Source organism: Streptomyces sp. NWU339, assembly GCF_003143855.1.
Classification (GTDB): Bacteria; Actinomycetota; Actinomycetes; order Streptomycetales; family Streptomycetaceae; genus Streptomyces.
The window spans coordinates 31225-56946 of sequence record NZ_QFRK01000046.1; the positions used below are offsets into that span (position 1 = coordinate 31225).

The window sequence follows — 25722 nt, forward strand, 5'->3', positions numbered from 1 at the left end:
CGGGCGGGAGTTCACGGGAGGGGAGACAGGTCGCCCGGGGTTTCCGCAGGTGACCGGCGGGCACGGGCGGTTTCTCCTCGCTTTCCGTGACCTCAGAGTGGCGGGCGGACGGGGCGGGGACGAGTGTGGCACCCCGTACGCTGAGTCAGCGTACGGACACGAAGAGTGGACGGTACGTCTGATTGTCCGTCAGGCTGGAGGCGAATGCGGGCGGCGTGAGGAGCCGTCGCGGTGCGGTACGGAGGAGAGGAAAGGGGCGGCGGATGGACGTGGTCGGAGTTGAGGGGGAGGCGGCCGGGAGCGCCGGTGCGCGGGTGGTTCCGGTGGGGGAGTGGGAGCGGGAGCCGCATCCGTCGGACAGCCTGCGGACGTTCGGCGCCGTCGTCCAGGCGCTGCGCGAGCACGCGGGGCTCAGCCGGGTCGACCTCGGCGCCCGGGTCCAGTACTCCAAGCACACCGTGGAGTCGGTGGAGTTGGGGCGGCGGATGCCGGACGAGGCGTTCGTGGAGCGGGCGGAGGAGGCCCTGGGCAACACGGGCGCGCTGCGGAAGGCCGCGCGGCATCTGACGCGGGGGGAGGCGGGGCTGGCGGCGTGGTTCCGGCGGTGGGCTCGGCTGGAGCGGGAGGCGGTGAGCCTGTGCACGTATGAGTGCCGGTTGGTGCCGGGGTTGTTGCAGTCGGAGGCGTATGCGCGGGCGGTGTTCGAGGGCACGATTCCGCTGCGGACCGACGAGGAGTTGGAAGTGCAGCTTGCCGCACGTATGGAGCGGCAGGCGATGATGCGGGAGCGGCCGACGGTGCCGTTCAGCTTCATCGTCGAGGAGCACGTGTTCCGGCGGGGGTTCGGGGACGCGGAGGCGATGTGCGGGCTGGTGGACCATGTCCTTGAACTCACCGCCCCGCGTAACGTGACGCTTCAGGTGGTGCCGGTGGAGGCTCGGTTGCACGCGTGCCTGGATGGCCCCCTGCAGATCCTGGAGACCTCGGAGGGGCGACGGCTCGGGTACTCCGAGGGGCAGCAGAACGGTCGGCTGATCTCCGACCCGAAAGAGATGATTCTGCTCTGCCAACGCTATGACACACTGCGCTCGCAGGCCCTGAACCCGACAGAATCCCGGGACCTGCTGGAGCGACTGCGAGGAGAGCTATGAACAGCGGTACGTCGGAACTCGCCTGGTTCAAGTCCAGCTACAGCGGCAGCCAGGGCGACAGCTGTGTGGAGATCGCGATCGCCGAACAGGCCGTCCACGTCCGGGACTCCAAGGACGTGGCCCGCCCGGCCTTCGCCGTCGGCCGCGAAGGCTGGGGGCAGTTCGTCCGGTTCGCGTCAGAGCGCTGAGAGATTGGCGGGCGTGCCGTCCGCTGGAGCAGCGGACGGCACGCCCTCGCCGCGTTCGGGAGCCCTTGGTCCCGCACACCACACGTCTCTTCATTGACGGTCCGATGAAGAGGGTCCTGAACATCGCCGCCGCGGTGCGGGACTCCCGGGGAACGCCGTACCTCGACGACGCGCTGCGGCGTTTCATCCGGACCATGCGTGCGACCGTCATGGCGGACCGGGTGTGCCCGCTCGTCACTGTGACCGCGCTGCTCGACCACGTCGCCGGTCTCTGCGCCGACGGCACGGAAACCCTGCCGCAGGAGTTCCGTCGGCTCCTGGAACGAGCCGACGCCGGAACGGACGCCGCCACTGTTTCCACAGCGGCGCCCGCCTGCGGAAACGAGGGTCCGCCGGACCCTGGCCCGGAGCGACGGCGACGCCCTGGACCGAACCGCGCACGGCCGGTTCCCGCGCCGGCGCACGGGCGCCCGCGGAACCCGTGACGCCACACGGTGACCCGCACACGGCGCACCGCCATCAGCCGGTTCCCACGCCTTCTCGACGTCGTGGCGCGTTCCGTACGCCCGCTCTGGGAGGGATGCTGTGGGCAGGTGGCCGCGTTCACCGGCCTCCTCGTGCGACGGGGCACGACAGGAAATGTGGCGGAGGGGCATCGGAGGTTGCTGGTGGCCGTGGGTACGACTTGGGCCCGGTGGTCCCGGCTGGCCCTCTATCCCGCCCGTGGCGTCGTCCTGGCCTTCGCGTTCGCCGTCGTGCTGGGTGCGGCCCTGCTGATGCTGCCGGCCGCCACCGAGCCCGGCAGGGAGACCAGCGTACTGACTGCCCTGTTCACCTCCACGGGAGCGGTCAGCGGCGGGTTTCCCCTCGTGGGGACCGGCAGCCACTGGAGCGCGTTCGGCGAGGGCGTGGTCCTGGCTCTGATCCAGATCGGCGGGTTCGGCATCATGACGCTCGCGTCGCTGCTGGCCCTGCTCGTCTCCGGTCGGCTGCGACTGCGGACACAGCTCGCCACACAGGCGGAGAGGAGCCTCAGCGTCGGTGACGTCCGTCGGGTGGTCCTGGGAGTCGCGGGCATCACGCTGGCCATCGAACTGGCCACGGCCGCCGTGCTCACGGTCCGTTTCCACATCGGCTATGGCCTGACGGCCGGAAACGCCGTCTACCACGGGATCTTCTACGGGATCTCCGCCTTCAGCAACGCCGGGTTCGGGCTGCGCGACGACAACCTCGTCGGCTATGCGCACGATCCCTGGATCGTCCTGCCGATCGCCGTCGCCTGTGTGCTCGGTGCCCTCGGCTTCCCCGTACTGTTCGAACTGCTGCGCAGCCGCCCGGGCGCCCGCGGCGGCACCCGGCACCGCTGGTCCCTGCACACCCGGCTCACCCTCCTCACCTCCGCGGTCCTGCTCACCGTCGGCACCGTCCTGACCTGCGCGCTGGAGTGGAGCAACCCGAGGACCCTCGGACCCCTGGAATGGGGGGACAAGCTGCTGGACGGGTTCTTCACCGCTGCCAGCTCGCGTACCGCCGGCTTCAACACCGTCGACACCGGTGCCATGGAACCGGCCACCCTCCTGGGCATCTGCGTGCTGATGTTCATCGGCGGCGGCAGCGCGGGTACCGCGGGCGGCATCAAGGTCACCACGTTCGCGGTTCTGGGAGCGGCGATCCTGGCCGAGGTCCGCGGGCGCACCGACGCGGACATCATGGGCCGCCGGCTCTCCCCGGCCACGCTGCGCCAGGCCCTCACCGTGGCGCTGCTGGGTGTGGGTCTCGTCATGGCGGGCACGTTGGTGCTGCTCGCCGCCACCAAGGAAAGAGCTGACGCGGTCCTGGCGATCCTGTTCGAGGCCGTCTCTGCCTTCGGCACGGTCGGCCTGAGTACCGGCATCACCGGGAGCCTTCCCGCAGCGGGCCAACTCACCCTCATCGTCATGATGTTCGTCGGGCGCGTCGGCCCGATCACTCTCGCCAGCGCGCTCGCACTGCGGCAGCGCGACCGCCGGTACACCCTGCCCGAGGAGCGACCCGTCATTGGCTGACCACTTCAAGTCACTGCGTCCACACCGACATCGGCGTTCCGCCGACCGTCGCCCGGCCCGCGATTCCAGAGTGGCGGTGATCGGTCTCGGCCGTTTCGGGCAGTCCGTGGCGGCGGAGCTGATGCGGCGTGGCTGGGACGTGCTCGGCATCGACGCCGACGTCGGCGTCGTCCAGAAGGTCGGCGAAGAGCTGACCCAGGTCGCCGCCGCGGACTGCACCGACCCCGCTGCGCTGGCGCAGCTCGGCGTCGGCGGGTTCTCCCGCGTGGTGGTCGGTATCGGCACCGACCTGGAGGCCAGCATCCTGACCACCTCCAACCTCGTCGACGCCGGCGTGGCCGCCATCTGGGTCCGGGCCACCACCCGGCAGCACGGCCAGATCCTGGAACGCATCGGTGCCCACCACATCGTCCTGCCCGAGCACGACATGGGCGAGCGCGTGGCCCACCTGGTCACCGGCCGGATGCTGGACTTCATCGCCTTCGACAGCGATTACGCGCTGATCAAGACGCTCGCCCCGAAGGTCGTCGGTGGGATCCCGCTGGGCGAGAGCCGGGTGCGCAGTACGTACGGCGTCACCGTCGTCGGCATCAAACGCCCCGGCGCCGACTTCACTCACGCCACCGCCGAGACGGTCGTCCACCCCGGCGACGTCATCATCGTCACGGGCAGGACCCGGGAGGTGGAGATGTTCGCGGAGCTGGACCGGTGAGACGCACCGTCAACGCAGGCACTACGGCCTCAGACACCAGGCGTACCGGATCTCGGAGAATCCGTGCGCGCCGGAGGTGATCACCGAGTTGACCGGGGTCGACAGTGCCTTGGTCGCGGCCGTGAAGATGAGCACCGTGGCCGGGGTGACGAGGAGGTAGCAGGCGGCCGGCTTGATCCCGCGGGTGCCGATCTTCTTGCCCGAATACTCGGAAGTGCGGCCGACCATGAGTCCCGCGATGAACATGACGATGACCGCAATGATCAGCATGTCGTAGAGGCCGGAGCCCGCACCGCCGTGCGCGCCAGGGAGTTTTGACGTTGGGCTGCGCTCGGCCGGCACCGGCGCGCTGCCGCCGTATCGCCGTAGACGAACTCGCCCGCGGGCCCCCCGACAAGGCCACCGCCAACGGCTTCGCCGGCCCCGCCGCGGCTGGGAACGCCTCTGCACCGGCCCGGTGAGCCGTGAGTCGCACCGACGACGATGGCGATGCCGCCGTCGCGCCACCTGCGGCAGGCGCCGCCCCATCGCTCACCGCTTACTGCACACCGTCTTCGGAGCCGCTCTGCTGGCGGCGCCTCGGGCGGGCTGAGCGTCCTGCATCCTCTGCACATCGTGGAGGACACCCTCGATGTCGGGGTCCTGGCCGGTGGCGACCCTTGCGATGGTCAGCAGGACGGCCTCGTAGAAGGCGTCCCGCACGGCGGGTGCCATGACGTCCGAGGCGTCCAGGCAGCGGGGGCCTTCACCGAGCCGTTGTGCGATCTTGCCTTCGACCGCGTCGTCCTGTGACTTTTCCAACTTCACCCGACGATTCGCCGAGAAGACGTCCGCAAGGCCGGCCCACCTCTGCTGACCCTCCCTGGAGGCCAGTCGGCGGATCAGTTCACGGGCCTGGGGGCGGTCGCTGAACAGCGCCGCGAAGTCGCCGGTCACCTCGTGGGCCCGGACCCGGCTGCCGCCTCCGGGCAGGAGCGGAGCGGAGTCCATCAGGTCTGCGTGCTCCGCGTCGTCCTTGTAGAAGGAGAGCGCGAAGGAGCCCTGGTGCTCCAGGGCGCACCTGCCCCGGTCGGCGAACAGCAGCCCGTTGTCGTCCGGGGCGCCGCGGTGGTCGGTGAGCAGAGCGTCCTCGGCCGCGTCCTCGTCCTGCTGGAGCAGCTCGGCCCACGCCTTCCAGGCCGTGCGCACCGGATCACTCCGCCACCACTCCACCTCGCCCGTGCCCAGCGCCCACTTCTCGTAGACGTCCGGGCCCTCGCGTTGCAGCACGAGGTCCTCGATCCAGTCGGTGCCGGGCCAGCCGGAGGCACCGTCGTCCCCCATGCCGATGCACCAACTCCTCAGTTGAGCAGGCTTATGGGCAGGCTTGTGACCCTGGCGGTACCAGACGATGCTCTTCAGGTCCGCCTTGACCGGGACCCAGTAGACGTGTTCGGAGGGCGAGCCGGTCGGCTTCCAGGGGGCACCGTACTCCTGCGGCTCGTAGAGCCGGTTCAGTGGTTTGAGGAGCTCCTGATCGGCGTATTCGGCGAGTTCGCCGAGGCCCGGCATGATCACGATGTCCGGGGGCTCCCCCGACTGCACCTTGGAGAGCAGCACATCCCGTTGGGCCGCGGTGCCCTGGTAGCGGAAGGGGATGCCGAAGCCGTGCAGCAGGGCTTCGAAGTGCTCCGCCTGCTTGGCCGTCCACGTTCCGAGGATGGTCACCGGCTCCTCGTCGTCGTGCTGCGACCAGACCACCACCATGCCGCCGGCGGTGATCAGCAGCATGACCATGATGAGGATCAGCATCTTGAACCGCCGGGTCACCGTCGCCTCCAGTAGTCGTTGTCGAGCCGGAGACCGAGCCCCAGCGCGGGCAGGACGACGGCCAGCAGGCTGCCGACGAAGGTGCCCTGGTACACCGGGGTGGTCCAGGCGTCATCGGCCGTCTTCTCCCGGACCTCCTCCGACGTCTTCGTGACGTCCTGCTGTGCGTCGGCCGGCTCCGTGTCGCTTTCCCGGGACACGTGGGTGATCTGCCGCAGATCCTTGATCGCCCCGTCGAGGTCGTCCTGGGTGGAGGACATCGCCGTCAGCGGGACCACCGCGAGCAGTACGGTGAGCACGAAGGCCGCGAGCAGGTACGGATTCCAGTCACGGCCGCAGCGGTCGCGCAGCACGAACAACGCCGAGAGCAGGGTCAACCCCACCAGGGCCAGGGCGAGTTCGGCGAGCCACCACCCGCCGCGCTGCCACTGCCCCATGGTGGCTGTGGCTTCGGCGTGCCTCAGCTGGACTTGCTGCAGTGCGTCCAGACGGGGTACGAGTCCCACCGAATCGCGGGTGAGCAGCGAGTGCGCTTCCTTGAGTTTCTGCTCCCGCATGAGGGACGGGCCAGGGTAAGGGGACGTGCCGAGGCCGAGCGAGTCGCTGTAGGTGGCGAGCAGGCCCTTGACCGTGCCGAGGTCCTGGTCCGTGCGGTCGGCGATCCGGGACAGGCCCTGGTCGGCGGCCGAGAGCTGGGACCGGTAGGCCTCGCCCGAGCCCGTGACGTCGATGAGGTCCATTTCCACCAGGATGCGGGCCTCCTGCTCGGCCCGCAGGGCCGCGAGCCGGGTGGCGGCGAGCCCCTGCACGGCCGGCGCCTCGCGGGACGCGAGCGCTTCGGCGCTGTGCTGGACCTGACGACAGGAGAGGAACAGGGCGGTCGACGCCACGGCCGTGAGCAGGAACAGAACCAGCAGATGCACCTCCAGCAGCCGGCGGGTCCGCCAGGGGCTCAGCCTCCGGCGCCAGAAAGCGGCGGGGGAGAACCGGTGCCAGGAGGCGGCGCGTCCGGTCGTCACAGCAGCTTCTCCCCGCATGCGATGCAGTAACGGGCCTCGCTCCCGGCCGGGGTGCCGCAGCCGCCGCAGCGCGGGCCCGGCCGCGTACCGACGGCGTCGGCCAGGGGCCCGCCGGGCCGGGACCCGGCGCGCAGGATCAGCGGGCCGAGGGCGCCGGCGTCGACGGCGCGCGGCCGGACCAGCCCCGCGGCCGCGTCCTCGATGTCGGCGACCGTGCGGATCTCCTCCAGCACCCAGTCCGTGCCGAATCGCGCCGCCAGCCGGGCGGCCTGGCCCAGGTGGTCCTCGGCGGTGTCCGGTCGGTGTTCCTGAAGAGCGGTGAGGCCCTGGCGGAGAGCCCTCCGCATCCTGGCGGTGGCGTTGAGATCACGCACGCTGTCGGTGCCCGTCGGGGCGTGGGGCGGGGACTGCTCGGGGAGGTGCCAGCGGGCGATGACGGGCGCGTGGACATCACCGATGGAGACCATGGCGAACTGCAGCTCGGTCTCCAGCGGGTCGGCGTCGGAGTCGGCGACCAGAGTGAGCAGGTAGTCGCGTCTGCCCTGCTGCCACTGGTAGGTCGGGAATTTCCAGCGGTGCGGCCGGCCGGGCTGGGGCAGCCTGCCGAGGCGGTGCGGCCGGGGCGCCTTCTCGCTGAGCGATACCTGGCGCACGGAGGGCCGCACGGTCACTTCGATCGGCAGTTGGGGGGTGTGCACCCGGCGCAGCCGGTGGATGGCGGCAGTGACCGCATGGCCGAGTCCGTCGTCCACGAACTCGGCCGTGCCGTGCAGCCGTTCGGCGAGGGTCAGCAGGGGGTCGGGAGCCCAGTCCGCGCCCACGGCGAACACATCACAGGTGAACTGCCCTGCGCACGCTTCCAGTTCCTCTTCCAGACGGGTCTCCCCGAAGGCGCTGCTGCCATCGGTGATCAGCACCAGGTGGCGTACGGACACCGGCCGGCCGGCGAGCAGGGCACGCGATCGGGCCACCCACGGGGCGTACCCGGCAGGGCGCGGCCCCTCCCGGTGCAGCGGGAGCGATCCCGTGACGAAGGCGGCCCGGCGCCTCTCCTCCCGGTCGGCGACGGCCCACTCGTCGTCCCCCCGCGGATAGCAGCGGACCGGCTCGGGACCGCTGCCGAGCACGGCGAAGGAGATGCGGTCGGGCAGGGCGCGCAGCGCCGACGGCAGGGCGTGCCGGACGGCTGCCCGGTTGCGTTCGGCGACGTCCACCGCGATGATCACGGCGAGTTGGACCGCGGGCAGGTCGGTGGGCGCACCGTCGGCGGCCACGTCGACCCGCAGGCGGGCCTCGATCTTCGCGCTCCGGTGCGGGCGCAGGTCGCCGCCGAGGTCGACGTGCAGTCGGATGCCCGGCTGCGGTGGCCGGGTGTGGCTGCTCATGTCGTACGTCACCGCTCCTTCGCCTTCGTCGCCGCGGCACACCGGGTGCCGGTTCGCTCTGTCGTGCCGTGCGGTCAGAACACGGTCTGGGGCCGTACCGCGTGCATGAGATCCACGAGGTGTTCATGGGTGGCCGGCTCATGGTGACGGGCCGCCAGTCGCCGGTAGTGCGCCTCCAGCTGCTTGCGCGACTCGCGCTCCGGCGTGCTCAGGCGTCTCAGACTGCGGGCGTCGAGCCGTCCGGCATCCCGTCCCGGCGAACCGGGCCGGTCGCTGAGGCTGTGCACCGCGTCCAGTTTCCATTCGTGGAGTTCGGTGCCCAGGCGCAGCGCCTCGTCCTCCGACAGGCGAGGCTCCCCGGCGCCCGGACTCCCGCCCTCGAGACCGCGCAGTTCGGCCAGCGCCGCGTCGACCTCGGCGGGCGCGGGCAGCGGATCACCGTCTCCGGGCAGCCGGGCCGCGCGGATGCGCAGGGAGGCGATCCGGGCGACGGTGTGGTCCAGAGTGCCCTGCCGGACCCGGCCGAGCACATCGATGGCCGCCCGGCGGTCGCGCGCGCGGAGCGCGATCCTGGCCAGGCCGAGGGCGGCGCCGCCGTGCGCGGGGTTGCGGGCGAACACCACCTCGTACAGTTCCTTGGCCGTGGGCTCGGACGTGTCGTCGTCGAGCCGCTCCGCGCAGTAGGCGAGGGCCAGTTTGGGCGCGTACTCGCCGGGCAGTTCGAGGTGGACCTGCGTGAAGTGTCTCCTGGCCTCGACGACCTGCCGCGGATCGTCGTCGAGGCCGGCGCTGCGCAGCGCGAGCAGGGCGCGATGCCACTCCAGCCGCCACCGGCGCACGGCGGGCGGCCCGGGAATGGAGTCGGCCGTGTCGAGCTCCTCCTGGGCCCGCTCCAGGTCCTCCCCGGTGTTCCGGTCCAGCAGAACGCGCACGTTGTGCAGACAGATCTCCACCGAGCGCGGCTTCTCGTCCTCCTGCTCGAGGAGCTGGCCCGGGGCGTAGCCGCTGCTCACCTCGAACCGCGCGGTCTGCGGATCGCCCGGATACGGCCTCGGCACCGGCAGACAGGCGGCGATCTCGGTGGGTGTGGGGGCGCCGAGGTCGAGGGCCGGCGCCACGGGCGGCTCGTACCGGTCGCGGCGGGGGCGGTCCAGCCAGTGTTCGATGTCCGGCACCGTGCCGAGCCGGGCGCCGAGCAACCGGGTGGACGGCCGGAAGTAGTCGGAGGGCTCGGGCGGGTCGCTCTTGCCGCGCAGCGCGCGGATCTCCCGCAGGGCGCCGCGCAGTTGGCCGACCATCTCACGGGCGTCGACGAAGCGCCGGTACGGGGAGGGCCGGACGGCACGATCGACGACCCGCTGGAAGGAGGCGGTACCGAGGCCGGGCACCTCGGCGACGGCCCAGCGGGCGAGTTCCCGCAAGGTGGCGCCGACGGTGTGCAGGTCGTGGGCGACGGTGGGCATGGCCGACGTCTCGGTCTCGGGTGCCGTGTAGTCGGCCGTGACATGGGCGGGCGGCTGGCTCTGGCCCTGTTCGCGCATGCCGCCGAGATCGATGACCTTGATGCCGTCCCTGTGGTGCACGACGTTGGAGGGCTTCATGTCCCCGTACACGAAGACCCGTTCGCCGTCGGCGTGCAGGTGGACGAAGGCTTCGAGGATCTGGCAGCCGTACGCCGCGACGTGCTCGATGTCGAGGACGGATTCACCGAGCCGGACGTCCTCGACGACTTTCGCGAGGGTGCCGTCACCGACGTCGTCCATGACGATGTAGCCGCCGGTGACCTGGCCGGTGTCGTCGCTCCGGGCGACGAAGTCGCGGATCTGCACGATGCGGGGGTGGCGGATGGCGACGAGGTTGCGGCGTTCGACGTCGGCGAGCCGGGCGCCGTCGTGCTCGTACCGGTTGAGCAGTCCCTTGACGGCGACGACGTCACCGAGATGGGTGTCCTCGGCGAGGTAGACCCAGCCCTGCCCGCCGTGCGCGATGGGTCCCATGATCCTGTACTGGTCGCGCAGCATGTCGCCCTTGGCGAGTTCGGGCTGGTACGAGTAGCGCTCGCCGCAGACCGGGCAGAATCCCTTGATCGGCACCGGGCCCTCGGTGTAGGGCGGGGCGAAGGTGATGCCGCAGCCGGTGGACGAGCAGTCCATGCGGATGCGCAGCGGCGCCTCGGGCCGGACGAGGCGTTCCTCGGCGGGGCGTGGCTCTCGCTCGGGGAGTGAGAGGAGCTCGCGGGGGCCGCGTTCCCGGGGGTCCTCGGGAAGGGCGGGCAGCCCGGGGCCGTTCTCCGCGCGGCCGCATGCGGCGCAGTGGCCGGTGGGCAGCACGGTGCCGCCGCAGGGGGCTCCGGTGAAGCGCCGGTGCGGGCAGATCGTCATCTTCGCGTGGTCCTCCTCCCTTGCCCGGGTCGGGCGGAGCACCGCATCACCGGTCTCCATGGCGGCTCAGGTCGGCGCGCAGGGTCCTGAGCAGTGCGCGCAGCCGGGTGAGTTGCTGCTGCGGGTCCCGCACCTCGTCGATCAGGCGGCGTGTGGCCCGGTGCCGGTCGGCCGTCTCGGTCACGGAGCCGAGGGAGGCGCTGTCGACGATGTCGCGGCGGATCGCCCGGCTGAACTCCACGCGCTGCAGACGGTCGAGCAGTGTGTTCGCGTGGCGGAGGAGCGCGGGCCGCAGGAGCCGGTCGCGGGACGCGGTCCAGCCGGGGCCGCCCTCGTGGCGGAAGACGAGCAGCAGCCGGAAGTCGAACACCCGTAACCGGGCCAGAAGTTCGATCAGGGGACCGGGCTGGGGCTCCTCGTCGAGACCGTCGACGAGGACCGTGACCGGCCGGACGGGGGCACGGTCGGCCGCCTGCGCGGGTGGGGGCTTGGCGCCGCGCAGCCAGTCCCAGTACGTCAGGTACTCGCCGGCCGGGAAGGTGACCTGGTCCAAGGCGTGGTCGATGAGGTCCGGCCTGCTGGCGCCGCCGCGATGGACGACGTGGGCGCGGTGCAGCAGATGGCGCAGCGAGCGGTCCTTTCCGCTGCCCGGAGGCACCACGGTGATCTTCACCGGGTCCTCGTCCGGGTCGTCGAACCACTGGGCCAACCGCTCCTCGAAGCCGTGGTCCCAGGCGTGCGGGCTGCTCAATTCCATAATGACCGGCGAGAGTTCGGCGATGCGTTCAATGGGGATCAGGTACGAGAAGGAGATCCGGTTGTCTTCGGGCAGCAGTTCGCCCAGGTCGCCGCGCCAGCTGACGACGAGGCCGACCACCCGGGTGGGACGACCTTCCTGAGGCCGGGTGCACACGGCTGCGCCGCTGAAGCCGGCGCGCACCACCTCCGTCTTGGTGACGGCGTCGAGCTGCACCCGCTCACCGCTGGCACCGCCGATGCGCCCCCACAGGCTCATGCCGTCGTCGAAGCCCGCCGCGTAACCGGTCGCGTACACCTCCATTCCGCCCCACAGCCTGGGTTCCAGCAGGGCGCGACGCGCCTGCGGGCGAGGGCTGTCCAGGCGCAGCACGGCGACGTCCTCGCCGCTCTCGCCCTCCGGCAGCCAGCCGCCGGGCAGGACGCGTGCGGAGACCGGCTCGAGCCCGCTGTTCTCGGCGAACTCCAGCCACATGACGGCGTCCGGATGGCGCACGACGTGTGCGCAGGTCAGCGCCGTGTACTGGTCGACGAGCACGCCGGCACCACAGATGGGGCCGTGCGCGTCCTCGCGCCGCAGCCTGAGCCTCCAGTCCGCACGCAGTTCCCCCATACCGCCTCACACTACGTGCAAAGCATGGTGCGTCCCTAGACTTGTGAGCAGAGTGGATCGGTCAACCAACGGAAGACGGGGGTGTGTTGACATGAGGGATATGGAACCGATCGGTCTTGCGGAGGCCATCGGCTCGGTCCGTGCGGAGCTGGCGCGGGCCCAGGCAGAAGGAGCGGAGAGCGACTGGCGGTTCACCGTGGAGCAGGTCAGCCTGGAGTTCTCGGTGCAGTTCCACCGGGCCGGTGAGGGCGGGGCGGGTCTGCGCCTGGGCGTGGTCGAGGCACGTCTGGGCGGCTCGGTGAGCCATGACTCCACGCACCGCATCGAGGTCGCCCTCAAGCCCCTTCCCCGCCCCGACGGCCGTCACCATGAGGTGAGCCGCGAGGACGCCGCCGCCCCCCACCGGCCAGGACCGCACGACGGCTCCCTCTTGCGGGGCTAGGGTGACGCGCCGGAGAACCGGAGCTTGAGTTCCTTGCCGGCCGGGGAGGCGCCGACCGCTTCCGCCGGACGGACGCGCCGGCCAGGAGCCGGAGAGACGCACAGGGCGAACAGCCCGCCCTGGTGACCGGCGCGGCCCGTCGCGACGGCGTTCCCGGCCTCGGGGGCGTGACTGGTCATGGGGCCCGGGGCGGGCTGGTGGCCTGTTGCAGTCGGTGCCGGGTCGGACGAGCTTGAAGACGAAGCGGGCGGCGTCGAGGATGCGCTGCCGCGACTCCACGCCGTTCGCGCGCTTCTTGCGCGTCGTCCGGGGCCTGGTCATGGGGTCTTCCCTCCCGTCGCACCGGCCCCTGACCGTATCCGGTGCCATGCTTGCCGTAGCGCTCATTCCAACTGGAGTGAACGCTCCATCAATGCGTGAGTCGCGACCCGGTGACAGCGAGGTGGGCCTGGTGGAAGAGATCCGAGCCGGGGGCGACACGTACGACGTGGCGGTCATCGGCTACGGGCCCACGGGGGTGACAGCGGCGAACCTGCTGGGCGCGATGGGCTTGAGGACCGTCGTCGTGGACCGCGACGCCGAGATCTTCTCGCGCGCCAGGGCCGTCTCCACCGACGAGGAGGTCATGCGGATCTGGCAGCGCGCGGGCCTGGCCGAACGACTCAAGCAGGACATGCTGACCGAGCGCCCCGTCGACTTCGTCGACGCGCACGGCCGCCCCTTCCTCAGCGCGCACCCCACGCCGCGCGGCCACGGCCATCCACCGCAGATGTTCATCTACCAGCCGGCGCTGGAGCAGGTCCTGCGCGGCGGTGTCGACCGCTATCCGAACGTGAAGGTCCTCCTGCGTCACGAGTGTCTGCGCCTGCGCCAGGACGCCGACGGGGTGGACCTGACGGTGGTCGGCACGGCCGACGACTCCGTCCACCGGCTGCGCGCTTCCTATGCGATCGCGGCCGACGGCGGCTCCAGCCTCATCCGAGCCCAGCTGAACATCGGCTACGAGGGCAAGACGTACGAGGACCGCTGGGTGGTCATCGACACGAAGATGCTCAAGCCCTGGCCGGACCACGACAAGCTGCGCTTCCACTGCGACCCGGCCCGTCCGGCCGTGGACTGCCCGACCCCGCTCGGCCACCACCGGTGGGAGTTCCCGATCCTGCCCGGCGACGACGAGGAACAGCTGACCACCGAGGAGGCCGTGTACCGGCTGGTGGCCCGGTACGGCATCTCCCGCGACAGCGTCGAGGTCCTGCGCGCCACCGTCTACAGCCACCACGTGCGCTTCGCCACCCGCTTCCGCATGGACCGGGTCTTCCTCGCCGGCGACGCTGCCCACGCCATGCCGCCGTGGATCGGACAGGGCATGGCCGCCGGCGTGCGCGATGTGGCCAACCTCTGCTGGAAACTCGACGCCGTCCTGCGCGGCGAACTGCCCGAGACGGTGCTCGACAGCTACGAGGCCGAGCGTAAACCGCACGTCAAGGAGGTCACGAAGCGGGCGGTGTTCGTCGGCCGGATCATCACCGAACGCCGCCTGCCGGTCGCGTGCGTCCGCAACGGCGCTCTGCGCGCCCTGGATCGCATACCGGGCTTTGGTGACTGGATGCAGGACTCGAACTGGATCCCCGTCGCCCGCTACCACGCCGGCCTGCAGGCCCCTTCCCGCACCAGGGCGACCGGCCGCCAGGTCCCCCAGCCGTGGGTCACCGGCCCCGACGGCACCCGCGTCCGCCTCGACGACGCGCTCGGCGGCCGATGGCTCCTCCTGCACGCGCGCACGGCCACGCCCCAGCCCGCCTGGAACCTTCCGGGCGTCCCTTCCCTGACCGCCACACCCGTCGGCTCCCGGCCGGCCGAGGGCACCCTCGTCGACAGCGACGGCGTCCTGCTGCCCTGGATGACCGAGCACGGCGCGTCCACGCTCGCCCTGCGCCCCGACGCCTACGTCTACGCGGCGGCTCCCGAGGGCGCCCCGCTCCCGCCGCCGCCCCGCGGCTTCACGCCGTCCACGACCTCCCGCCCGACCGCGTCCACCGCCCGGTGAGGACACCGGCATCATGACGACGACACCGACCGGCCTGCCGACGATGCAGGAGACGACGTACGACATCGGCGGAAGGAAGATCTTCGCCGCGGAGACCGGCGACGGCCCGCCGGTCCTGCTGCTGCACGGCGGCGGCCCCGGAGCCTCAGACGTCTCCGACTACGCCCGCAACATCGCGCAGCCGGCCAAGGGAGACCGGGTCGTCGTCCCCGACCTGCCCGGCTACGGACGCAGCACCAAGGGCGTCGACGGCACCGACCCCCTTCGGATACCTGGCCGACGGCATCACCCCCTCGGGTTTCGAGTGGGAAGTCGGCCGGAACCCCCTCGTCATCGACGAGACGACCCGGGAACCCACCACCCACCAGGGCAGCAGCATCTGGGGCCATCTTCCCGTCGGCCGGACCATCGTGGACAAGCCCGCCCGGTTCCGTGCCGGCGCCCGCTCCCTGACCCACCCGGAGAACACGGTGCCCGCACTCAGCGGTACCGGCATCGCTGACGACCGACGGACCGTATGCCGCCGTACGAACCGCACGCATCACTCCCTCCCGGAGGTACCCCGCATGTCTCCTCCGCACTGCCGCACCACCGCGCCGAGTGGGCCCGGGGGAGCGCCCCCGAGTCCTTCGACGCCGTGACGAAGGCGACCGCCGTCCTGGACGAGGCCGCCCGCACGGGAGTGCCCTGTCCGCCGGTGCGTTCACTCCTGCCCGAGCGCGACGTCGAGGCCGCCTACGCGGTGCAACGGTTGTACGTGAAGTGCCGGGCAATCCGCCGCCCGGCCCCCGGAGGCCGATGGCCTCTCGGCCCCCTCCCGAAGTCCCGGAGAAGTCCCACAGGCGCCGCCGGATTCCCCTCCTGGCTCGCATAAATGCGAGCCAGGAGGGAATCCGGCGGCGTTGTTGCTGAAGGCTTTCAGATGTCCCGGAAGGGACTAGGTGGCGCCGTGACCTGCGGCGATGGCCGGTTGCGGTCTGCTGACCCGCAGGAATGGCCTTTCGGCTGTTTCACATTCGTGCCCGTTGATACAGCTGGAAGTCCCAGAGAAGTCCCAGGAGACTCCCACCGCCTGCGGTCACTCTTTCGGCTCTGTGTAGCGTGTGGGAACCGGGTGAATGGTGCTTGGCGTATGCCTTGAGCCACCGAGGGGTCATGCCCCCTGTCGTGGTGCAGCTGATCAGGTGTCGGGCTCGTTCGGGGTGGTGGGCGGTACGCCGGTGCAGAGGCTGTCCATGCTTCCCTCGGACAGGTGGCGGCTGGGAAGGCGATCCACTCGTCGTGAAGTTCGGCCAGGACCGCGGTGGCCGTCGGCGTTGACGCCGACCGCGATCAGGGCGTGGACGTTGATGATCCGGCCGCCTTCGCGGACCTTCTGGGTGAGTGCGTCCACCCGGACGAACGCATCCGGCCCGGCGTCCAGGAGCCGGTTGCGGAAGGCCGCGACCTGCTCGTCCAGGTGCCGGGCCATCGCGCTGACCCGGGGGTTTCGAAAACTGGGTGACGTCGAGGGAGAGAGTGGTCGGCATCGCTGTGCAGGCAGGATCGCGTCGCCGTCCGTGATCCGACCCGCCGTCAGCGCATGCTGCGGTTCCGGGTCTCCGGGAGGGTGACGATGGCCGCGGACGAGATCAGCAGCAGTACGGCCGTATAGCCGGTGAAGTACGCGCCGCCGAGCTCGGCCCCCATCCAGGTCTGCAGATACGGGGCCGTGCCCCCGAACGCGGCGACGCACAACGCGTACGGAACGGCGACGCCGATCGTGCGGATCCGGGTCGGGAAGAGCTCGGCGTACACGGCCGGGACGATCGCGGCGCCGGCCGCGATGAAGATCATCGCGATGGCCATGGCGAGGCCGAGCTGCCAGGGCTCGCGCCCGATGAGGGAGTTCAGCGGGAAGATGACCGCGACCGTGCCGAGGCTGCAGACGAGCAGTACGGGCTTGCGGCCGATGCGGTCGGACAGCGCGCCCCACAGCGGCAGGGCCACCAGGAAGACGACGTTGGCGGCGAGCCCGGCCCACAGGGCACCCGCCGGGTCGAGGCCGTGGGAGCTGATGGCGTACTGCGGTGCGGAGACCGCCCAGGCGTAGTAGGCGACGGTGAGCCCGACGGTCATGCCGACGACCTGTAGGGCCTGCTTGCGGTGCTCGGCGAGCGTCCGCCACATCGACGGCCGGTCCCGGTCGCCGCCGTCCTTACCGGACTCCTCCTCGAAGGCCTCGGTCTCGGGCATCCGACGTCGCATGGCCAGGGCGTACAGGCCGAAGAGTCCGCCGAGCACGAACGGCACGCGCCAGCCCCACGCCCCCATCTGGCTGGAGCTGAGCACGGTTGCCATGACGGCGCCGAGCGCGGTGCCGGCCATGATGCCCACGGTGCCGGAGACGTAGATCAGGCTGGCCCACAGCCCGCGGTGGCGGTCCGGGGCGGCCTCGGCGATGTAGGTCTGCGCCGAGGGCAGTTCACCGCCGTGTGCCAGACCCTGCACGAGCCGGGCGAGAAGCAGCAGCAGCGACGCGAGGGCGCCCACCGCGCCGTAGGTCGGTGCGAGGCCGATGAGCAGGCTGCCCGCGGCCGCGCCGCCGACGGACAGGCTCATCGCGAAGCGGCGGCCCTTGCGGTCGGCGATCCAGCCGAAGACGAAGCCGCCGACGGGGCGGGCGGCGAAGCCCACGGCGAAGACGGCGAGGGTGGACAGCACGGCGGACAGCTGGTCGGAGCTGCTGAAGAACTGCGCCGCGAGATACGGCGCGAAGATCGCGTAGATGTTCCAGTCGAACCATTCGAGGGCGTTGCCGAGGCCCGTGCCGGTGAGGGTCTTCAGCCGGCCGGCGCGGGTCTTCGCCTCTTGCGCCTGAGGTGTGACGGTGTCGGTCATGTGCGGCTCCCTTTCGGCGGAGCGGTCAGCGGTGGTGCGACGGGGCCGTGCGGGGGAACTCCCCGAGCCGGCGCAGCGCCAGCTCGGCGTAGAGGGCGGCGCCGTCGGGGAGTACGGCGTCGTCGTACCGGGCGTACGGGGAGTGGTTGAACGGTGCGCGGGCCGGGTCGGCGCCGACGGGGACGGCGCCGAGGCCGACGAAGGCTCCGGGCACCGCGCCGAGGATGCGGGAGAAGTCCTCGGAGCCGCCGAGCGGATGCTCCAGGGTGCGGTAGCGGTCCTCGCCGAAGACCTCGCCGACGGTGCGGGCGACATGCGCGGTCTCGTCGGCGTCGGTGGTGGTGAGGGGATACTCCCCCGCGTACTCCACGTCCACTTCCACGCCGTGGGCGGCGGCGATGCCGCGCAGCACGCGCGGCGCGGCCTCCATGACCCGTTCGCGGGAGGCCGCCGAGAAGGTGCGCACGGTCGCCTCGAACGCGGCCGTCTCGGGGATGACGTTGCGCCGAGTGCCCGCGTGCAGGGAGCCGACGGTCACCACGACCGGGTCGAAGATGTCGAATTCGCGGGTCACCATCGTCTGCAGCCCCGTCACCATGGCGCTGACGGCCGGCACCGGGTCGGCGGCCAGGTGCGGTGTCGAGCCGTGGCCGCCGGCGCCGCGCACCGTGACGTGGAGGGCGTCCGAGGCCGACATGATCGTGCCGGGCCGGGAGACGAACCGCCCCCGCGGCACCAGACCGGAGAAGACGTGCAGGGCATACGCGGCGTCGACGGGCCGGCCGGCCGCCTCGAGGACCCCCTCGTCCAGCATGACGCCGGCTCCGTCCCAGCCCTCCTCGCCCGGCTGGAACATCAGCACGACGTCGCCGCGGAGCCTGTCGCGGTGCCGGGACAGCAGCCGGGCGGCGCCGACGAGCATCGCGGTGTGCAGATCATGACCGCAGGCGTGCATGGCACCCGCGGTCCGCGACGCGTACGGCACGTCGGCGGCCTCCTGCACGGGCAGCGCGTCCATGTCGCCGCGCAGCAGCACCACGGGCGGCTCACCGGGACCGTCGGGGGCCGCGGCGGTGCCCCGCAGGACCGCGGTGACCGAGGTCGTGCGCTTGCCGGTGCTGATCTCCAGCGGCAGGCCGTCCAGCGCGGCGAGCACCTTCTCCTGGGTGCGGGGCAGCTCCAGGCCGATCTCGGGATCGGCGTGCAGGGCGTGCCGCAGCTCGGTGAGTTCGCCGGCCATCGCCTGAGCATCTTCGAGTACCACGGTCACCTCGACGGCACCTCCGGGTGTGGTTCAGGTCATACCGCTGACAGGTGGTTGACAGTGTGGGGATTGTGATTGCCTGCACGCCGTGCATCGGCCGATTCGTGCACCAGAACGGCTCAGAAGGTGGTTTCTGTGACGGACACCCTCGTCGAGGAGGACCTGGCGCTCATCAACGCCCTGCAGGTCGCGCCACGCGTCAGCTGGGCGGAGGCCGCGCGCGTGCTCGGCTCGAAGCCGGCCACGCTCGCCGCGCGCTGGCGGCGGCTGCGGGAGGAGGGGCTGGCCTGGGTGACCGCGCATCCGGCCGGAACCCGGGACGTGGTGACCTCGTTCGTCGAGGTGGACTGCGCCCCGGGCGCGCGCGCAGACGTCGTACGAGCCCTGTGCCGGGACGCACGCGCCGTCACCGTCGAGGAATCCGCCCGCGGCCGCGATCTGCTGCTGACCGTCATGACGCCGGACCTGCCGGCACTGACGGCGTTCGTGCTGGACGACCTGCCGAAGGTGCGCGGCGTACAGGGCTACCGCACCTACCTGGGCAAGGACGTCCATCGGCAAGGCAGCGACTGGCGGCTGGGCGCGCTCGATCGCAAGCAGGTCGCCGCGCTGGAGTCGGCGGCCCGCCGCGACCGCCCCGAGCAGCGCGTGGAGCCCCCGTCCGGAGCCTGGCCGCTCATCGAGGCGCTCGCGGTGGACGGACGGCGCACCGCGGCCGATCTGGCCCGCATCACGGGACGCAATCCGGCGACCGTGCGCAGGCAGTTGGCACGGCTGCTCGCCTCACAGGTGCTGGCCTTCCGCTGCGAGGTGGCACAGGTCCAGTCGCACTGGCCGATCGCATGCACCTGGCTGGCACGCGTGCCAGCCCTCGAGCACGAGCGCACGGTGGCGGCACTGCGGACGCTGCCGGAGCTGCGGGTGTGCGTCTCCACGACCGGGGACACCAACATGATGTTCACGGTGTGGACACGCTCCCTGACCGAGGTGCTGCGCATCGAGCGGCTGCTGGGCGACCGGATGCCCTGGCTCAACCTCGTCGAGAGCGCGGTGACGCTGCGCATGGCCAAGCGGATGGGCTGGCTGCTGGACGCGGACGGGCGCAGCACGGGTGAGGTCGTGGCGCCAAGTGCTCTGAAACCGTAGCGATGTGTCGGTGGGCGGGTACGCCGTGGTAGCAGGCGTAGACGCAATTACCGGCTGAGGTCACGTCGTGCGGGCCGGTCGGCCGCCGCCACCTGGAAGGTCGCCGGCAGCCACTGCTCGGCGCGGCGTGCTGCTCGCAGCAGCCGTTCCCCGACGTCGCATGCGACCCGCGCGATGAGCGGGACGGGCAAGGGAGAGCCGTTGCCGACGAGGCAGGCGTTGCCGAGGACGCCCTCCGGACGGCGGGTCACCGGAGTGCGTGGCGGACCTCGGGCAGATGGGTGGTGAGCGCGGTCTGCAGGGGCCGCGGCTGTTCCACGGCGAGATGACCGCAGGCGATGACCTTCAGTACGGCGTTCGGGATACCCTCGGCCAGTTCCTGGGCGTGCTCCACCGGGGTGGCCGCGTCGTGGGCGCCCCCGACGACGAGTGTGGGGGCGGTGATCCCGGCCAGGTCGGATCGCAGATCGTACGCGGCGAGGGCGTCGCAGCAGGCGGCGTAGCCGACCGGGTCGGCCTCGGCGAGAGCGCCGAGCAGCCTGCGGCCGAAGGGAGAGTCGGCGAAGGACGCGTCGGCGAACCAGCGCCCCGGGCTGGTCTCCCGCAGGGGAGCGGTGCCCTTGAGCCGTACCAGGTCGGCACGCTCGTACCAGGGTTCTGCCGGCCCGAAGTGCGCGGAGGAGCAGATCAGGGCCAGGGACGCCACACGCTCGGGGCGGTGGGCCGCGAGGTGGGCCCCGACGGCTCCGCCCAGCGAGATGCCCGCGTAGTGGAAGCGGTCCCAGCCGTGGTGGTCGGCGAGATCGAGAACGAGCGACACGAGGTCCTCGACCGTTGTACGGCCGGGCTGGGCATCGCGCAGCAGATCGGCCCTGGAGCCGCCGTGTCCGGGCAGGTCGAAGCGCAGCACCCGGAAACGGCGGCTCAAGGAGGACAACTGAGGTTCCCAGACCGCCTTGGAGGTGCCGAGGGACGGGCCGAGGACCAGTGGTGGTGCGTCGGCCGGGCCGACTACGTGGTGATGCAATAGGGAAGGGGCGGACACGGCGGCTCCTGTGGGTGTATCCCTCAGCGTTCGAGGAGGAGGGCGAGGCCTTGGCTCACGCCGGTCGGGGTACAGAAGGCGGGGATGCCGGCGCCGCCGGCGCGCAGCCGCTCGGTCAGCGTGCCCTGGGGGATCAGCTCCACCTCCAGCTCGCCGGCCAGGTACTGCCGGGGGAACTCCCTGTTCGCGCCGGTGTAGGAGCCGGTCACCCGCGCGATCCGTCCGGCCGCGAGCAGCACCGCCAGGCCGGACTCCCTCGCACCGCAGTTGTCGGAGACCACCGACAGCCTGCCCACCCCGCGCTCGTACAGCGCCCGGATCAGCACGTTCGGCACACCGCTGAGCCCGAAACCGCCCACTGCCGGCGACGCGCCCTCCGGCACGTCGGCCACCGCCTCCAGGGCGGTGGCCACTACCTTGCTCCTCACGCCCCGACCTCACCGGCTGCCAGGTCGGACGGGTGCTGCGCCAGCGGGGTGACCTCGATCTTCATGTAGGGAAAGAGGGGCAGGTTCCACAGGATGCGGTGCAGCGCCTCGTTGTCGGCGACGTCGAAGACGCTGAGGTTGGCGTACTGCCCGACGCACCGCCAGATGTGCATCCACTCACCTGACTTCTGCAGCTCCTGGCAGTACGCCTTCTCACGTGCCACCAGGTCCCCGCGGACCTCGGGGTCGAGGTCGCGCGGGATGTCGACGTCCATTCGTACCGCGAACAGCACCGTGCATCACGCCTTGTCGAGCACGAAGTCATAGGTGACCTCCCGGCCGGAGCCGTCCTCCCCCAGTGCCTTAAGGGCCTGGGAGGTACCCCCAACCGGGGCCGGGTCCAGGATGAGCTCGGGCTTGACGGCGGAGGCGATGTCGTCGGAGACGTGGCTGCCGCCCTTGAAGTACAGCTGGGTGGTGATGAGCTGGTGACCCGGTGCCGACACCTTCAGGTGGAGGTGGGCGGGACGCCACGCGTGCCAGCCCGCGGCGGCGATGAGCCTGCCGCAGGAGCCGTCCGTCGGGATCTGGTACGGAGCCGGCTCCACGGTGTGGATCTTGAAATGGCCCTGCTCGTCAGCGATGACGGTGCCGCGCAGGTTCCACTCGGGCAGGTTGGGGGCGAACTGCGAGTAGTAGCCGTCGGCGTCGGCGTGCCAGATCTCCACGGTGGCGCCGGACAGCGGCGTGCCGTCCACGCCGGTCACCTGTCCCTGGAAGAGCAACGGGGTGCCCGCCTCGTCCTCGCGCATGGGCAGGGTCGCCTCGGCGGGCAGTCGGGGCGAGTCGGGGATGTAGTACGGGCCTTCGATGGTGCCCTTGCTGCCCTGCCGGTTCTCGCCTGCGACCTCCTCGACGACGTGCTCCAGCCACACGTCGAGGAAGAGCGGCCACTCGCCGTCCTCGCCGACCTGGATCAGCCAGGACTTCAGCGCGTCGTACTCGGCGTAGGTGACCTTGTGACGGCGGACGATGTCATGGGCGGCGGTGAGGAGTTCGGTGACCAGGGTGTCGACGCGCTTGGTGTCGACGTCCGCGGCCTCCGTGCGCTGCTTGGCGCGGAACTGCTCGGTGGCGGCGGCTCCGGACGCGGCGGCGGTGGCCTGCTCGGTGATGATGTCGGTCATGATCGTCCCGTCTTTCTGGAAGGCCTCAGAAGGCGTCGGAAGGGATCGGAAGGGGTCAGCGGTCCTGGCGGTAGCGGGCCAGCTTGTCGGGGTCGATGTCGATGCCGAGTCCGGCGCCCTCGCGGATGCGCAGGTGGCCGTTCTCGATGGTCAGCGGCTCGATGAGGAGGTCGTCGGTCATGTCGAGGAAGTTGGACAGCTCGCCGGCGTGCCGTGCGGTGGAGCGGTGGGCGGCGCCGAAGGCGACCGAGCACAAGGTGCCGATCTGGCCGTCGATCTGATTGCCCATCACTACTTCGACGCCCAGCCCCTCGCACTCGTGCAGCACTCGCTGGGAGGCGGTGAACCCGGTGCGGGCGGTCTTGATGCTGATGGCGGTGGCGGAGCCGCCGAGGAGTTCGCGCGTCACCTCGCCGGTGCGGGTGGCGCTCTCGTCGGCGATGAAGGGGACCGGGCTCTGCGCGACCAGCCAGCGGCGGCCGAGCACGTCGTCGGCGGGGCAGAGTTCCTCGGCGAAGGTCAGACCGAGGTCGGCCATCTCCCGCAGGGCGCGGGCGGACTCGGCCGCCGTCCAGCCGCGGTTGCCGTCGATGTACAGCTCGACGTCCGGGCCGAGGGCCTCGCGCAGTGCGCGGCAGGCGGCGACGTCCTCGGTGTAGGGCTGCCGGCCGACCTTCACCTTGAAGGTGGTGATGCCGTAGGTGTCGCGGATCCGCTCGGCCTCCGCCACCATCTCGTCGGCGGGGGCGAAGCCGACCATGTGACTCACCTGCATGCGGTCGGTGTAGCCGCCGAGCAGTCCGGACACCGGCATCCCGGCGGCCTGGCCGAGGATGTCCCACAGGGCCATGTCGATCGCCGCCTTGGCGGTGGGATTCCCCACGGTGCGGTCCAGCCGGGCGTGCACGGCCTCCCGCTCCAGCGCCGTCAGTCCCAGGATCTGCGGCGCGAGGATCTTGTCGATCACCGCGACGATCGACTCCTGGGTCTCGCCGTAGGTGTACGGGCGGGGCGGCGCCTCCGCGGTGCCCACCAGTCCTTCGTCGGTGTGCACCCGGACCAGGACGTGGTCGGCGGTGTGCACCTCACCGCTGGCGAATCTCAGCGGTTTCGCATAAGGAATGGCAAAGGGAATTGCCTCCATCCGTGCGATTTTCATGCCACTCCTTCGATAAATACGTCATGGCGCTCCAGCACCTCGAGGAGATTCCGCACCAACGGCGAGTCGTCCTCCGCGCGCCAGGCCAGGACCAACGGGACGGACAGCGCGTCCTCGATGTCCTTGCCCACCACGCCCTCGCGGGGCGCGGAGCGGATCGAGTCGGGCAGGACGGCGACGCCGAGCCCGGCGGCGACCAGTGCCAGGGCGGCCGAGGTCTCGGTGACCTCGTAGGCGCGGTGCGGGTAGAAGCCGGAGGCGAGGCAGCTGCGGACGACGGCGTCGTTGACGACGGAGCCGAGCGTGGCGCCGTACATGATGAAGTCCTCGTGGCGCAGCTGCTCGACGCGGACCGTGTCGGCCTCGGCGAGCCAGTGCTCCTCGGGCACGGCGACGACCAGCCGTTCGTCGGCCAGCGGGCGGTGGGTGATGCCCTCCTGACGGATCGGCGGGCGCAGGACGCCGACGTCGAGGTGCCGCTCGATCAGCCCGAGCTCCTGGGCGGGCGTGAGCATCTCGGTGTGCACCTCCATCATCACGTGCGGCATCTCGCGCTTGAGCAGCCGGGCGAGTGCGGGCAGTTGCCGGTACGAGGCGGAGCCCGTCAGGCCGACCCGCAGCACCCCTTCCAGCCCCGAGGCGAAGCGCCCGACCCTCACCACCGCCTCGTCGACGGCCTTGAGGATGCGCTCCACATCGGTGCGGAACACTTCGCCGGCGGCGGTCAGGGCGACCTGCCGGGTCGTGCGGGTGAACAGGTCCACGCCCAGTTCCGTCTCCAGGCGGCGGATGGCCTGGGAGAGCGGGGGCTGAGCCATGTGCAGGCGTTCCGCGGCCTTTCCGAAGTGACGTGTGTCGGCGACGGCCGCGAAATACCGAAGGTGCCTGAGTTCCATCGGGCTGCCCCTTTCCTTTCGGGGCCCTCGAATGCGCTTCAGCGTAGAGAGCGGATCCCATAGCCCACAAATATCTGGTTCGAGGGTATTGAGACGGTGCCGGTATCAATACCCCCCTGGGTCAACCCTGGGGGAATGTCTGGGGCCGACTCTTCACCGCGCTGTCATGGTGCTGCAAAGCAATGGAAACGAAGCCGCCGACCAGATCGGTCGGCTCGTTCGAGGTGAAAGGGACGGGAACATGGCCGACTTCAGCCGTCAGGGACTTTGCGTGTTGCGGTTCTGTCCGGTTGAGCACGTGAGTCCTGGTTGATCATGTCCATCCGAGTGTGGCCAGAGGGCGGCCTGGGTGGCGGGCATGGTGGCGGGTGGCGGCGGCAATGTTGGTCTCGCCGTCCTGCCGGCAGACGCTGATGGCGAGGTTGCGAAGGCTGGCCATCACGCGGGGCAGCCGGCCGGCGCGGATGGTGGAGGCGTCCTCGGCGAACGTGGTGTCACGGACATGGTGGAGCTGGTTCTCGATCTTCCAGTGGCCGCGGATCCAGGCCGCGATCCGGGCTCCGGACACCGCGCCGGGTGGGAGGCTGGTGACGAAGTACAGCCGCTCGATCGTGATCTTGTTGCTGGTCAGGTCCTTGCGCCAGCGCATGACGCGCAGGGCCTGACGGGCGCCGGGATAGTCAAGGTGCCGGAACGCGGCTGTCTTCAGGTGACGGACCTCGAGCCGGCCCCGGCCCCTGGTGCGGTCCTTGTGGTCCAGGGCGATGTCGGACCACGGCAGTTTCCTCAACTGCTTGAGCAGGCCGGGATGGTTGCCCTTCACGACAGCGATGTAGTGGGCGCCTTGCTCGCGCAGCCAGAGGCCGTTCGCGTGCTGGGTGTGGGCCGCGTCCGCGGTGACGACGGCGTTCTCCAGGGCCAGGCCGTCCAGAAGAGGGATGAACGCGGGTGTCTCGTTGCTTTTCGTGTCGATCTGTCGCTGTGCGAGGACCGTTCCGGCGTGGTCCATCGCGRCCAGCAGCCATACCGCTTTCCCGCCGGCCGCTCTTGATCCGCGCAGCTGTTTCCCGTCCACGGCGACCGCCCGCCACCGCGCTTTCCCTGCTTCCAGATCAGCGGCTCTGGCCTGCAGAAACGTGTTCACCGCGGCGTCGAAGGCGTCGCCGTCG

General features: G+C 71.0%; 23 protein-coding genes and 4 pseudogenes. 9 read left to right on the forward strand and 18 right to left on the reverse strand.

What is annotated here, in order from left to right:
• Window positions 1–263 precede the first annotated feature (263 nt).
• The 5 genes from DIZ27_RS34835 to DIZ27_RS34855 all read left to right on the forward strand — a co-directional run bounded on the left by DIZ27_RS34835 (window position 264) and on the right by DIZ27_RS34855 (window position 4096).
• A complete protein-coding gene (locus tag DIZ27_RS34835; RefSeq protein ID WP_109382412.1) occupies window positions 264–1151 on the forward strand; it encodes a helix-turn-helix transcriptional regulator in 888 nt (295 codons plus the stop codon).
• Window positions 1148–1339, forward strand: a complete 192-nt coding sequence (locus DIZ27_RS34840) for a DUF397 domain-containing protein (RefSeq protein ID WP_109382413.1) — start codon at window positions 1148–1150, stop codon at window positions 1337–1339. Before DIZ27_RS34835 ends, DIZ27_RS34840 begins: the two co-directional genes overlap by 4 nt.
• Window positions 1340–1443: 104 nt before the next feature.
• On the forward strand, window positions 1444–1824 hold the full coding sequence (locus DIZ27_RS34845; protein WP_109382414.1) for a hypothetical protein: 381 nt from the start codon (window positions 1444–1446) through the stop codon (window positions 1822–1824).
• Window positions 1825–2013: 189 nt separating this feature from the next.
• On the forward strand, window positions 2014–3384 hold the full coding sequence (locus tag DIZ27_RS34850) for a potassium transporter TrkG (protein WP_309074940.1): 1371 nt from the start codon (window positions 2014–2016) through the stop codon (window positions 3382–3384).
• 70 nt (window positions 3385–3454) lie between these two features.
• The gene (locus DIZ27_RS34855) at window positions 3455–4096 is read left to right on the forward strand and encodes a TrkA family potassium uptake protein (RefSeq protein ID WP_258308680.1); all 642 of its coding nucleotides are present in this window, start codon (window positions 3455–3457) and stop codon (window positions 4094–4096) included.
• 36 nt (window positions 4097–4132) lie between these two features.
• On the opposite strand, the pseudogene DIZ27_RS47745 reads toward DIZ27_RS34855, so the two are convergent.
• The 6 genes and pseudogenes from DIZ27_RS47745 to DIZ27_RS34885 form a co-directional block, all read right to left on the reverse strand.
• Window positions 4133–4399 (reverse strand): annotated as a pseudogene (locus DIZ27_RS47745) (potassium-transporting ATPase subunit KdpA); the annotation flags it as partial.
• Between the two features lie 228 nt (window positions 4400–4627).
• Window positions 4628–5905 carry an ABC transporter substrate-binding protein gene (locus DIZ27_RS34865; protein ID WP_109382418.1) on the reverse strand — a complete coding sequence of 426 codons (1278 nt, stop codon included), beginning with the start codon at window positions 5903–5905 and terminating at the stop codon, window positions 4628–4630.
• Window positions 5902–6924 (reverse strand): hypothetical protein, encoded by a 1023-nt coding sequence (locus tag DIZ27_RS34870; RefSeq protein ID WP_109382419.1) that lies wholly within the window; start codon window positions 6922–6924, stop codon window positions 5902–5904. Before DIZ27_RS34870 ends, DIZ27_RS34865 begins: the two co-directional genes overlap by 4 nt.
• Window positions 6921–8309: a VWA domain-containing protein gene (locus DIZ27_RS34875; RefSeq protein ID WP_109382433.1), complete on the reverse strand. Its 1389-nt coding sequence runs from the start codon at window positions 8307–8309 to the stop codon at window positions 6921–6923. The genes DIZ27_RS34870 and DIZ27_RS34875 overlap by 4 nt, the downstream gene beginning before the upstream one ends.
• A gap of 74 nt (window positions 8310–8383) precedes the next feature.
• Window positions 8384–10690: a tetratricopeptide repeat protein gene (locus DIZ27_RS34880; RefSeq protein ID WP_109382434.1), complete on the reverse strand. Its 2307-nt coding sequence runs from the start codon at window positions 10688–10690 to the stop codon at window positions 8384–8386.
• A 46-nt stretch (window positions 10691–10736) separates the two neighbouring features.
• Complete coding sequence (locus DIZ27_RS34885) at window positions 10737–12059, reverse strand: serine protease (RefSeq protein ID WP_109382420.1); 1323 nt, start codon at window positions 12057–12059, stop codon at window positions 10737–10739.
• A 91-nt stretch (window positions 12060–12150) separates the two neighbouring features.
• Here DIZ27_RS34885 and DIZ27_RS34890 point away from each other — a divergent pair, with 91 nt between their 5' ends.
• On the forward strand, window positions 12151–12501 hold the full coding sequence (locus tag DIZ27_RS34890; protein ID WP_109382421.1) for a trypco2 family protein: 351 nt from the start codon (window positions 12151–12153) through the stop codon (window positions 12499–12501).
• Here DIZ27_RS34890 and DIZ27_RS34895 read toward each other — a convergent pair.
• The gene (locus tag DIZ27_RS34895; protein WP_109382422.1) at window positions 12498–12680 is read right to left on the reverse strand and encodes a hypothetical protein; all 183 of its coding nucleotides are present in this window, start codon (window positions 12678–12680) and stop codon (window positions 12498–12500) included. The genes DIZ27_RS34890 and DIZ27_RS34895 overlap by 4 nt on opposite strands.
• 233 nt (window positions 12681–12913) lie before the next feature.
• On the opposite strand from DIZ27_RS34895, the gene DIZ27_RS34905 reads away from it, so the two are divergent.
• A complete protein-coding gene (locus DIZ27_RS34905; protein WP_109382423.1) occupies window positions 12914–14548 on the forward strand; it encodes a bifunctional 3-(3-hydroxy-phenyl)propionate/3-hydroxycinnamic acid hydroxylase in 1635 nt (544 codons plus the stop codon).
• 287 nt (window positions 14549–14835) lie between these two features.
• A pseudogene (locus DIZ27_RS47750) lies at window positions 14836–15054 on the forward strand (extradiol ring-cleavage dioxygenase); the annotation flags it as partial.
• Window positions 15055–15848: 794 nt separating this feature from the next.
• Here the strand turns inward: DIZ27_RS47750 and DIZ27_RS34925 are convergent.
• The 3 genes and pseudogenes from DIZ27_RS34925 to DIZ27_RS34935 all read right to left on the reverse strand — a co-directional run.
• Window positions 15849–16031 (reverse strand): annotated as a pseudogene (locus DIZ27_RS34925) (transposase); the annotation flags it as partial.
• 92 nt (window positions 16032–16123) lie between these two features.
• Entirely contained in the window at window positions 16124–17428 is a 1305-nt protein-coding gene (locus DIZ27_RS34930; RefSeq protein ID WP_109382424.1) for an MFS transporter, read from the reverse strand.
• A gap of 25 nt (window positions 17429–17453) precedes the next feature.
• Window positions 17454–18668 (reverse strand): M20 family metallopeptidase, encoded by a 1215-nt coding sequence (locus DIZ27_RS34935; RefSeq protein ID WP_109382435.1) that lies wholly within the window; start codon window positions 18666–18668, stop codon window positions 17454–17456.
• A 159-nt stretch (window positions 18669–18827) separates the two neighbouring features.
• Here DIZ27_RS34935 and DIZ27_RS34940 point away from each other — a divergent pair, with 159 nt between their 5' ends.
• Window positions 18828–19838, forward strand: coding sequence for an Lrp/AsnC family transcriptional regulator (locus DIZ27_RS34940; RefSeq protein ID WP_109382425.1), 1011 nt, complete (start codon window positions 18828–18830; stop codon window positions 19836–19838).
• A gap of 47 nt (window positions 19839–19885) precedes the next feature.
• On the opposite strand, the gene DIZ27_RS34945 is transcribed toward DIZ27_RS34940, so the two are convergent.
• From DIZ27_RS34945 to DIZ27_RS34980, 8 genes and pseudogenes are all read right to left on the reverse strand, one after another.
• Window positions 19886–20089, reverse strand: a complete 204-nt coding sequence (locus DIZ27_RS34945) for a hypothetical protein (RefSeq protein WP_109382426.1) — start codon at window positions 20087–20089, stop codon at window positions 19886–19888.
• The gene (locus tag DIZ27_RS34950; protein WP_258308681.1) at window positions 20086–20883 is read right to left on the reverse strand and encodes an alpha/beta fold hydrolase; all 798 of its coding nucleotides are present in this window, start codon (window positions 20881–20883) and stop codon (window positions 20086–20088) included. Before DIZ27_RS34950 ends, DIZ27_RS34945 begins: the two co-directional genes overlap by 4 nt.
• 41 nt (window positions 20884–20924) lie before the next feature.
• Window positions 20925–21311: pseudogene (locus tag DIZ27_RS34955) on the reverse strand (CoA transferase subunit A); the annotation flags it as partial.
• The gene (gene catC, locus DIZ27_RS34960) at window positions 21308–21604 is read right to left on the reverse strand and encodes a muconolactone Delta-isomerase (RefSeq protein ID WP_258308682.1); all 297 of its coding nucleotides are present in this window, start codon (window positions 21602–21604) and stop codon (window positions 21308–21310) included. The pseudogene DIZ27_RS34955 and the gene catC, both read right to left, overlap by 4 nt.
• A 6-nt stretch (window positions 21605–21610) precedes the next feature.
• Window positions 21611–22498: a catechol 1,2-dioxygenase gene (gene catA / locus DIZ27_RS34965; RefSeq protein ID WP_109382427.1), complete on the reverse strand. Its 888-nt coding sequence runs from the start codon at window positions 22496–22498 to the stop codon at window positions 21611–21613.
• 55 nt (window positions 22499–22553) lie between these two features.
• Window positions 22554–23657, reverse strand: a complete 1104-nt coding sequence (locus DIZ27_RS34970) for a mandelate racemase/muconate lactonizing enzyme family protein (RefSeq protein ID WP_109382428.1) — start codon at window positions 23655–23657, stop codon at window positions 22554–22556.
• Window positions 23654–24553 (reverse strand): LysR substrate-binding domain-containing protein, encoded by a 900-nt coding sequence (locus DIZ27_RS34975; protein WP_109382429.1) that lies wholly within the window; start codon window positions 24551–24553, stop codon window positions 23654–23656. The genes DIZ27_RS34970 and DIZ27_RS34975 overlap by 4 nt, the downstream gene beginning before the upstream one ends.
• Before the next feature lie 313 nt (window positions 24554–24866).
• The coding region (locus tag DIZ27_RS34980; protein WP_109382430.1) for an ISAs1 family transposase at window positions 24867–25722 on the reverse strand (856 nt) is incomplete at its 5' end.